Annotated in this window: 2 pseudogenes; both read right to left on the bottom strand. The window is 23.3% G+C overall.

The features are described from left to right. Positions 1–2,262, bottom strand: a pseudogene (locus tag T364_RS0106890) (hypothetical protein); the annotation flags it as partial. Between the two features lie 303 nt (positions 2,263–2,565). Next, a pseudogene (locus T364_RS11135) lies at positions 2,566–2,839 on the bottom strand (autotransporter outer membrane beta-barrel domain-containing protein); the annotation flags it as partial.

The raw sequence follows: 2,839 nt of genomic DNA, 5'->3' as shown, positions 1-2,839 counted from the left end.
TAAATCAGGGTTTAAATCTTTTGAAATTGCAATTTCATCAAACATTGTTAAAGTTTTTCTAGAAATTTCAGTTGAATAAGAATAAGGTGTTCCTGTATAAATATCATTTAAGTATTTTAAAAATTCTCCATATTTTTCTTCTGGAACATCAAATTCTTTTAAATTAGATGTAACAATACTATGATAAATTTTATTTAATTTTTCATAGTTAGTTATATCCATATCTTCTAAGTTCTTTTTAGCAGTTATAGAAATTGTATTATCCCCATTTATTTCACTTTCATGTAAAATAGATGAAATAGTTATATCATCATTTGTCAAATTAGTTATATCTGTTCCATTAAAAGCAATTGTTTCTTCTTCACCAAATCCAAAAGTTTTTAAATTAAGTTTTCCACCATTTACTTTAATACTTCCTATATTGTTATATAAAGCATGTCCTATTACATTTCCTTTTCCATCTTTTTCTGTTCCATCTATTCTTAGATTAAGGTTTCCATTTTCTCCTACTGTAATACTTCCAAGTTGTACTTCAAGATTTTTAATATCTCCATTTTCAGCAACAGTCTTTTCAAATAGAGTTACATCAGTATTAATATTTGTGTTCTCAAATCCTTTAATATCATGAAGAACATTTATATTATTTTCTTGTAATGCAGAAGAATTAAAAGTTAAAGTATCATTTTCACTTCCACCATCTAAAACTCCATTTAGTTGAACTGGATTATCTATAGAAAGACTATCATCTCCAGCTCCTAAATTAATGTTTCCATTAATAATAGTTGTTCCACTAAGATTTAAAGTATTTTTATTGTTATCTCCAAGAATTATATCTTCTCCATACCCTCCATTTACTATTGTATCTTTAAGTCCTAAAGTATTTTCTCCCTCAATAGATACAGCAGTTTTTACAGCATTAATTATGGAATTATTTATATTTTTATCTCCTGTATTTGAATTAATTACAACAGTTTTATCATATCCATTTAAAATATATCCCTCTGTATCAGATAAATTTTTTATTGTATCTGATTTTATATTTTGAACATATCCATTTTCATTAGAACCTGCATTAATAATAGTTTTTCCACTGTCATTTTTTATTTGTACTGTTTTATCAGTTCCACCCTCTTCTCCAACAGTAACATCTATATTCTCATTATTATTTATTATTTGTTCACTTATATTTTTAGCTATTTCTAACTCAGTTTTATATTTTGGAAATAAATTTCTAACATAAAATTTATATTTTAATAATTGTCCATTTTCATTTATAAGCAATCCAAAATTTTCAAAACATTTTTGTTGTCTTGGACCTCTACCTACTCCTACTTCAAAAGGACTTACAATAATTCCATAATTTTTAATTTCTATATTTTCTTTATTAAAAGTAGTTTCTGAAATACTTTTAGTTTTTCCATTTATTACTCCACTATTTTTTAAAATTCCTATATAATTAGATAATTCTATTGCTCCTGAAATATCATTTGTAGTTTTTTCTATTATTCCTTCATTAGTTACTTCTTTTAATTCTCCACTATTAAAAATAACTTTTTTAGGAGCTGCTAATATTCCTTTATTAATTACTTCATTTCGTGAACCATTATTTAAACTCAATCCTCCATTACTATCTGATACTGTTTTTATTATTTTTCCATTATTATAAATATTATTAGCTTTTTCATACATAACAAGGCTTTCTTTTATAATTCCACTATTTTTAATATCTCCAATTGATTTATAAAGATATAAGCTTATTTTATCACTAGCAATAATTCCTTTGTTATCTATTAATTCAATATAATTTTCCCCAGTACTTGTGTATACATTTCCAATTCCTTGCTCTTTTCCATAGATATAACCATTATTTAATAAAGTTTTTATATATCCTTGATTTGCTAATCCTAAATATCCATTACCAATAATATCTCCATTATTAATAAAATTAAAATTATCCTCTTTTTTTATTGTATCACTTATTGTAATAACTCCATTAAAAAATTTTTTATCTATATTTGATTTAATATTTTCATTATTAATAAAATTATTTTTTTCAATCATAAAATTTTGTTCATCTTCAATTATAGTTCCACCATTAGTCAAATTATAATTACCTTCTAAATTTTTTCCTATAATTATTTCATCAACATCAAGGGAATAACTAGCCAACCCTGTTATCAAAAAAGCAACTATAACTCCCATAGTTATTTTAACTTTTCTTTTTAACCATCTTTTTAAATTTTTTTCAATGTCTTTTACCATAATCCACCCCCATAATAAAAAAAGCAACTTAAAATAGATATAGAAAAAATTTTCTTTTTTTTATACCTTTTTAAATTGCTACTATTAAAAAATATTTTCTTATTATGAGTATACTTCAAAAAAAAAAAAAAAAAGCAATACTTTTTATAAAAAAATAATTTAAAAAAATTATTTTTTAATTAAATTTATGAAAGTCTGAAAATAATTTTATATAAAAAGTCACTGTTTTTACACAGTGACTTTCTTATTTTTTATAAAATCTATTAAATCTTTTCTAAAGTATATATTTTTATTATATTAAAACTAGAATTTATAACCTATTCCCATTCCTACTGTCCATTCATCTTTTGAGTTTTCATGTTCAAATGCATAGTTTCCTCTTACATCAAATGATAGTCCTTTTTCTGTTGATACTTCATATTTTCCATTTAATGAGAATGTATCTGCTTTTTCTCCTACTAACATATCAAAGTTACTTCCACCTACAAATCTTCCTGTTAAGTATTCTTCTTTATCTCCACTAAAGAAAGTATTATAACTTACTCCTAATGTTAATTCATGGTTTAAAGTTTCTGTT

This window comes from Fusobacterium perfoetens ATCC 29250 (genome assembly GCF_000622245.1).
Taxonomy (GTDB): Bacteria; Fusobacteriota; Fusobacteriia; order Fusobacteriales; family Fusobacteriaceae; genus Fusobacterium_B; species Fusobacterium_B perfoetens.
The sequence above is the reverse complement of the archived record's forward strand: the minus strand, read 5'-3'. Positions and strand labels throughout refer to the sequence as shown.